This is a genomic window from Aeromonas sp. QDB34 (genome assembly GCF_027705405.1).
Classification (GTDB): domain Bacteria; phylum Pseudomonadota; class Gammaproteobacteria; order Enterobacterales; family Aeromonadaceae; genus Aeromonas; species Aeromonas hydrophila.
Genome location: NZ_JAPDBT010000021.1, coordinates 56,438 through 62,732, shown reverse-complemented (window position 1 = coordinate 62,732; position 6,295 = coordinate 56,438). Strand labels below are relative to the sequence as shown.

At 62.9% G+C, this 6,295-nt stretch carries 6 protein-coding genes; 2 read left to right on the top strand and 4 right to left on the bottom strand.

The genetic code is table 11. The features are described 5' to 3' along the window. Nucleotides 1-285 precede the first annotated feature (285 nt). Complete coding sequence (gene upp / locus OKC29_RS19520; protein ID WP_005302745.1) at nt 286-912, bottom strand: uracil phosphoribosyltransferase; 627 nt, start codon at nt 910-912, stop codon at nt 286-288. A 175-nt stretch (nt 913-1,087) separates the two neighbouring features. Between upp and purM the strand changes: the two genes are divergently transcribed. Beyond that, nucleotides 1,088-2,125, top strand: a complete 1,038-nt coding sequence (gene purM, locus OKC29_RS19515; protein WP_016351309.1) for a phosphoribosylformylglycinamidine cyclo-ligase — start codon at nt 1,088-1,090, stop codon at nt 2,123-2,125. 32 nt (nt 2,126-2,157) lie between these two features. Beyond that, a complete protein-coding gene (purN, locus tag OKC29_RS19510) occupies nt 2,158-2,796 on the top strand; it encodes a phosphoribosylglycinamide formyltransferase (RefSeq protein ID WP_176228430.1) in 639 nt (212 codons plus the stop codon). A 118-nt stretch (nt 2,797-2,914) separates the two neighbouring features. Here the strand turns inward: purN and OKC29_RS19505 are convergent, their stop codons facing one another. The 3 genes from OKC29_RS19505 to OKC29_RS19495 form a co-directional block, all read right to left on the bottom strand. Further along, complete coding sequence (locus tag OKC29_RS19505; RefSeq protein WP_016351311.1) at nt 2,915-3,676, bottom strand: Nif3-like dinuclear metal center hexameric protein; 762 nt, start codon at nt 3,674-3,676, stop codon at nt 2,915-2,917. A gap of 146 nt (nt 3,677-3,822) precedes the next feature. Continuing rightward, the gene (locus OKC29_RS19500) at nt 3,823-5,166 is read right to left on the bottom strand and encodes a sigma-54-dependent transcriptional regulator (protein WP_041217313.1); all 1,344 of its coding nucleotides are present in this window, start codon (nt 5,164-5,166) and stop codon (nt 3,823-3,825) included. Between the two features lie 61 nt (nt 5,167-5,227). Next, a complete protein-coding gene (locus OKC29_RS19495; RefSeq protein WP_085735725.1) occupies nt 5,228-6,262 on the bottom strand; it encodes a sensor histidine kinase in 1,035 nt (344 codons plus the stop codon). Nucleotides 6,263-6,295 lie beyond the last annotated feature (33 nt).

Below are 6,295 nucleotides of genomic sequence, written 5' to 3'. Positions count from 1 at the left end.
TCCTGATAGGTCCGAACCAGAGCAAAAACAGGCAGTTTAAAACAGGTTTACGCGACAACTATCTTGAAAAACGCCGCACCTGGGCGGCCGACACCATGAATGACAAGCCGCAGCAGAGGGCGGTCACAACACGTTTGAGCATGAGAGGAGTCTCGAAATGGGAGATGGTGCTTATGGTAGCGGCAAGGCGCGCATGGCAGCAAGCCGGGGCGGGAGAAACAGCGGAGCCGGCGGGGTGCCGGCTCCGTTTGCGCGCCAGCTGGCGCGCGATGAGGCGATCGAGGCTTACTTGGTGCCGAAGATCTTGTCGCCGGCGTCGCCCAGACCCGGGACAATGTAGCCCTTCTCGTTCAGGCCCTGGTCGATGGAGGCGCAGAACAGCTCCACGTCCGGGTGAGCGGCTTCCAGCGCCTTGATGCCTTCCGGCGCGGCAACCAGCACCAGCACCTTGATGGACTGGCAGCCCTTCTTCTTGAGCAGGTCGATGGTGGCGATCATGGAGCCGCCGGTAGCCAGCATGGGGTCGATGACCAGCGCCAGACGCTCTTCGATGTTGCTGACGATCTTCTCGAAATAGGGAACCGGCTGCAGGGTCTCTTCGTCGCGGTAGATGCCGACCACGCTGACGCGGGCGCTCGGCATGTGCTCCAGCACGCCATCCATCATGCCAAGACCGGCACGCAGGATGGGCACGACGGTGACCTTCTTGCCCTTGATCTGGTCAACTTCCACTGGCCCATTCCAGCCATCGATGGTAACCTTCTCGGTTTCGAAGTCAGAGGTCGCTTCGTAGGTCAACAAACTGCCCACTTCCTTGGCCAGTTCACGGAAACGCTTGGTGCTGATATCGCCTTCACGCATCAGACCGATCTTGTGCTTGACCAGGGGGTGTTTGACTTCAACGACTTTCATTATTATCTCCTCTAACTGCCGCAAAAAAATCGCGGAATCATACAACAAAAGCCGCCGCTTGTAGAGCATTTCCGCGCAAAAACGCGCAAACGATTTCCTTTCTGGTTTTTCACCGCCACTGTTAGAATACGCCCCGAATTTTACCCTCCACTTCTTTATATGACGGGGAATACGCGTGACTGACAAAACCTCACTGAGCTACAAGGATGCTGGCGTGGATATCGATGCCGGCAATGCACTGGTTGAACGTATCAAGGGCGTGTCAAAGCGCACTCGTCGTCCTGAAGTCCTTGGTGGTCTTGGCGGCTTTGGGGCCTTGTGTCAAATCCCTGCGGGCTACAAGGAGCCGGTGCTGGTCTCCGGCACCGACGGGGTGGGCACCAAGCTGCGCCTCGCCATCGACCTGAAGAAGCACGACACCGTCGGCATCGATCTGGTGGCCATGTGCGTCAATGACCTGATCGTGCAGGGCGCCGAGCCCCTCTTCTTCCTCGACTACTATGCCACCGGCAAGCTGGACGTCGACACCGCCGCGGCCGTGGTCACCGGCATCGGTGCCGGCTGCGAGCAGTCCGGTTGCGCCCTGGTGGGCGGCGAAACCGCCGAGATGCCGGGCATGTATGAAGGGGAAGACTACGACATCGCCGGCTTCTGCGTCGGTGTGGTGGAGAAGAGCGAGATCATTGACGGCAGCAAGGTCGGCGAAGGGGATGCCCTGATCGCCCTGGCCGCCAGCGGCCCCCACTCCAACGGCTTCTCGCTGGTGCGCAAGATCCTGGAAGTCTCCAAGGCCGACGTGCAGCAGCCGCTGGGTGACACCACCCTGGCCAACGCCCTGCTGGAACCGACCCGCATCTACGTGAAACCCGTGCTCAAGCTCATCAAGGAGTGCGAGATCCACGCCCTGTCCCACATTACCGGTGGCGGCTTCTGGGAGAACATCCCGCGCGTGCTGCCCGCCAACACCCAGGCGGTAATCGATGAGCAGAGCTGGCAGTGGCCGGCGGTGTTCAGCTGGCTGCAGCAGGCCGGCAACGTCACCCGCCACGAGATGTACCGCACCTTCAACTGCGGCGTCGGCATGATCATCGCCCTGCCGGCAGATCAGCTGGAAAAAGCGCTGACCCTGCTCAAGGCCGAAGGTGAGAACGCCTGGCATATCGGCCATATCGCCAAGGCGGCCGATGGTGAGGAGCAGGTCATCATTCAATGAATGACCGGATCAACAGCCAAATGACCTCCCCCATGAAGCGTATCCTGGTGCTGATCTCCGGCAACGGCAGCAACCTGCAGACCATCCTCGATGGCTGTGCCGGCGGCAAGATTACCGGTCAGGTGGTCGGCGTCATCAGCAACAAGGCCGATGCCTATGGTCTGGTGCGTGCCAAAGAGGCGGGGGTGGCCACCGCCATCCTCGCCCAGCAGCAGTTTGCCAGCCGGGAAGAGTATGACGCGGCCCTGCTGGCGCTGATGGCGGACTATCAGCCCGATCTGGTGGTACTGGCCGGGTTTATGCGGATCCTGAGTGCCGATCTGGTGCTGCACTTTGCCGGGCGGATGATCAACATCCACCCCTCCCTGCTGCCCAAGTATCAGGGGCTGCACACCCACCAGCGCGCCATCGACGCCGGTGACGACGAGCATGGCGCCAGCGTCCACTTCGTCACCGAAGAGCTGGATGGCGGCCCGGTGATCCTGCAGGCCCGCGTCCCCATCTTCGAAGGGGATGATGCCGACGAGGTGGCGTCCCGGGTACAGGTGCAGGAGCACAGCATCTACCCGCTGGTGGTGCAGTGGTTCTGTGAAGGGCGCTTGCAGATGCGAGCAGGGTCTGCCTTGCTCGATGGCAAGCAGCTTGGCCCGGCAGGCTATGCCAGCGAGTAATCGCGAACAACAGCATGCAAAATAGAACAAGGGAGGCCCAGGCCTCCCTTGTCATTTCTATCTACCAGCGCAATTGCTGTCATCACGTCCGATTACGCCGCTATGCGGCTAATCGAACCTAGACCGGATTGTCGATATCGATAAAGGTCACATCCAGCCCGTGCACCGTCGCCAGCCACTCCCCCAGCGCCTTGACGCCGTAACGCTCGGTGGCGTGGTGGCCGGCGGCATAGAAGTGCATGCCCATCTCGCGGGCCGTGTGGATGGTTTGCTCGGAGGCTTCGCCGGAGATAAAGGCATCGATGCCCTGCTCCGCCGCCAGATTGATGTAGCTCTGACCGCCGCCGGTGCACCAGGCCACCGAGCGGATAAGCTCGGGGCCGCTGTCGCCGCAATGGAGCGGCTCACGGCCGAGCCGCTCGGCAATCAGCTTGGCAAAATCGCTACCGCTCATGGGCTCTTCCAGCTTGCCCACCATGGCGACGCTCTTGCTGTTCCAGGGCTCGAGGCCGCGGCGCACCTTGATGTCGAGCAGCTTGGCGAGCTGGGCGTTGTTGCCCACCTCGGGGTGCACGTCCAGCGGCAGGTGGTAGGCAAACAGGTTGATGTCGTGGGTCAAGAGGGTCTTGATGCGGCGCTGTTTCATGCCGGTGATCTGGGCCGGTTCACCGCTCCAGAAGTAGCCGTGATGGACCAGAATGGCGTCAGCATCGGCGGCCACGGCCGCATCGATCAGGGCCTGGCTGGCGGTGACGCCGGTCACCACCTTGCGAATGCGCTCACGCCCCTCCACCTGCAGGCCATTTGGGCAGTAATCCTTGATGGCATGCGGTTCGAGCAGATGGTTGAGTACGGTTTCGAGTTTTCGATGAGAGATCATAGGGGTCCCTTATAAAGGCGCCGACCCCTGTGCTGCGATGCAGACAGGAATCGGGCTCATAACGCCGAGGCCCCATGATAATCGAGGCTGGCCGCCAAGACCATGATGCCTCCCGCACTGTGGCCCTTGGCCGGGCCGGAGTGACATCAGGCCGGCAGGTCGATCCCCGCCTCGCGCATCTGGGCCAGCTTGTAGCGCAGGGTGCGCGGGCTGATACCGAGCCGATCGGCCACCGCCTTGCGGCTGCCGTTGCAATCCTGCAGGGTGTCGAGAATGATCTGGTGCTCCTGCTGCTTGAGCTCGCTGCCCAGGTGTTCGCTGCCGCTGCTGCGCTCACTGCCGACAAGGCGGATCTCTTCTTCCTCCACCTCTTCCAGGATGAGGTGCTCGCAGCCGATGAGGCCGTCGGGGCTCAGAATGAGGGCGCGCTGCACCACGTTGTCGAGCTCGCGCACGTTGCCAGGCCAGGGGTGAGCCAGCAGCCGCTCGCGCGCGGGCTCGGTCAGCTGCGGCGTCGGCAGTCCCTGCTGACCGGCATGCAGCGCCAGCAGGTGCTCCGCCAGCGGCAGTATGTCGCCAGGACGCTCCCACAGCGCCGTCCAGCGCAGCGGGAAGACATTGAGCCGGTAGTAGAGATCCTCGCGAAACAGGCCGTCCTGCACCGCTTTTTTCAGATCCCGGTTGCTGGTGGCGATGACCCGCACGTCGAGTGGGATCATCTTGCGACTGCCGAGCCGCTCCACCTCTTTCTCCTGCAGCACCCGCAGCAGCTTGGCTTGCAGCCCCAGATCCATCTCGGTGATCTCGTCGAGCAGCAGGGTCCCCCCCTGCGCCTGCTCGAACTTGCCGGGGCAACCCTGTACCGCGCCGGTAAAGGCCCCCTTCTCATAGCCGAACAGCGTCGCCTCCAGCATGTTTTCCGGAATGGCGGCGCAGTTGATGGCGACGAACGCCTGCTCGGCGCGGCTGGAGTTGTCGTGGATGTAGCGGGCCAGCACCTCTTTGCCCGTCCCGCTCGGACCGGTCACCATCACGGTGGCCTCGCTTCTGGCCACCCGGGTCGCCAGCTGGAACAACTCGGCGGTCTTGGGATCGCCGTAGACCACGGCCCGCTTCTCCACCTTCTGGGCCGGCACATAGCGGCTGACCTGGTTGAGCAGCACCTCAGGCGAGAAGGGCTTGGCCAGGTAATCGATGGCACCTTCGCGCATGGCGCGCACCGCACCGTCGATGTTGGCGTAGGCGGTCATCAACAGCACCGGCACCTGGGGATATTGCTGACGAATGTTGGCCAGCAGGGTCAGGCCATCCATGCCTCCCATCTGGATATCCGAGATCACCATGTCGAAATTCTGGCGCGACAGAGCCAGCAAAGCGCGCTCCCCACTGTCCACCTCACGGCACTCATAGCCGCCGAGCAACAGGGTATCCACCAGCGCTTCGCGCAGGCCATTGTCATCTTCCACTACCAGGATCCGGGCCTGAGTCATGCTACACCTCCCACCACAGCCAACCTGGCCGCTGCAATATTCATTTCCACGAGCCTGACGCTCATGCTACACCCCCCAGCTGCACCGCTTGCTGGTGCAGGGGGAACGACAGGGTAAAACAGGTTCCCTCACCGGGTACCGAGGCCACGCTGACCTCGCCCTGATGGGCACGGACCACGGATTGCACCACCGCCAGCCCAAGGCCGGTGCCCTGGGAGCGGGTGGTGAAGAAGGGTTCGAAAATCTGGCTGAGCAGGTGAGCGGGCATCCCCTTGCCATTATCGAGAATGCGCAGTTCCACCCGGGCGCCGCTGCGCACCGCGCTCACCAGAAGCGACGTGGCGCCGGCCTGCTGGGCATTTGCGATGAGGTTGTTGACGGCCCCCGCCAGTGCGCTGCTGTTGGCCAGCAGGCAGAGATCGGGCTCCGGCGCCTCCATGTGCAGCTCACAGCCCTGCTGGTTGCAAAATGCCTCGGCGCCAGCCTGCACCTCGGCCAGCAACCCCTGCACCGACGTCGGGGTCACCACCTGGTTGTCGCCGTTGCGGGCAAACAGCAGGATGTCGCTGATCTGCTTTTCAAGATCCTGCAGGCGCGCCATCAGCTTTTGCTGGAACTGGCTGCGGGATTCCGGCTTGAGGGTGCGGTTGGCCAGGTTGGCGGCATAGAGCATCGCGGCGGAGAGCGGCGTGCGGATCTGGTGGGCCAGCGAGGCGGCCATGTTGCCAAGGGCGGACAACCGCTTCATGTGGTTGATGCGATCTTGCAGCTGGCGGGTTTCGGTCAGATCGTTGATGAACACCAGCTGGCCCGGCTGATCCGGCAACGGCTGGGTCGAGAGCTGGACCCGGCGCCCATCGCGCAGGGAAATCTCGTGGCCGTCATCCTCGCGGGGCTGGAAACAGCGGTCGATGATCTGGCGCCAGGCCTGACCTTCCAGCGGCTCCCCCAGCAGCGCCTTGGCGGCCGGGTTGGCGCGGGTGATCCGGCCCTCGCCGTCGAGCAGCAAGACACCGGTGGGCAGCGCCGTGAAGATGGCGTAAAGCTGGCTCACCTCGTGAGACTGGAGCGGGGTATCCTGCGGCTGGGCTGTCATAAAGCTGACCTCAAACTGGCGACTGAGTCAGCT

What these genes read in the sequence shown, in the direction of transcription:
- upp (WP_005302745.1), bottom strand. Translation starts at nt 912, where the DNA reads ATGAAAGTCGTTGAAGTCAAACACCCCCTGGTCAAGCACAAGATCGGT.
- OKC29_RS19500 (WP_041217313.1), bottom strand. Translation starts at nt 5,166, where the DNA reads ATGACTCAGGCCCGGATCCTGGTAGTGGAAGATGACAATGGCCTGCGC.
- purN (WP_176228430.1), top strand. Translation starts at nt 2,158, where the DNA reads ATGAAGCGTATCCTGGTGCTGATCTCCGGCAACGGCAGCAACCTGCAG.
- OKC29_RS19495 (WP_085735725.1), bottom strand. Translation starts at nt 6,262, where the DNA reads ATGACAGCCCAGCCGCAGGATACCCCGCTCCAGTCTCACGAGGTGAGC.
- OKC29_RS19505 (WP_016351311.1), bottom strand. Translation starts at nt 3,676, where the DNA reads ATGATCTCTCATCGAAAACTCGAAACCGTACTCAACCATCTGCTCGAA.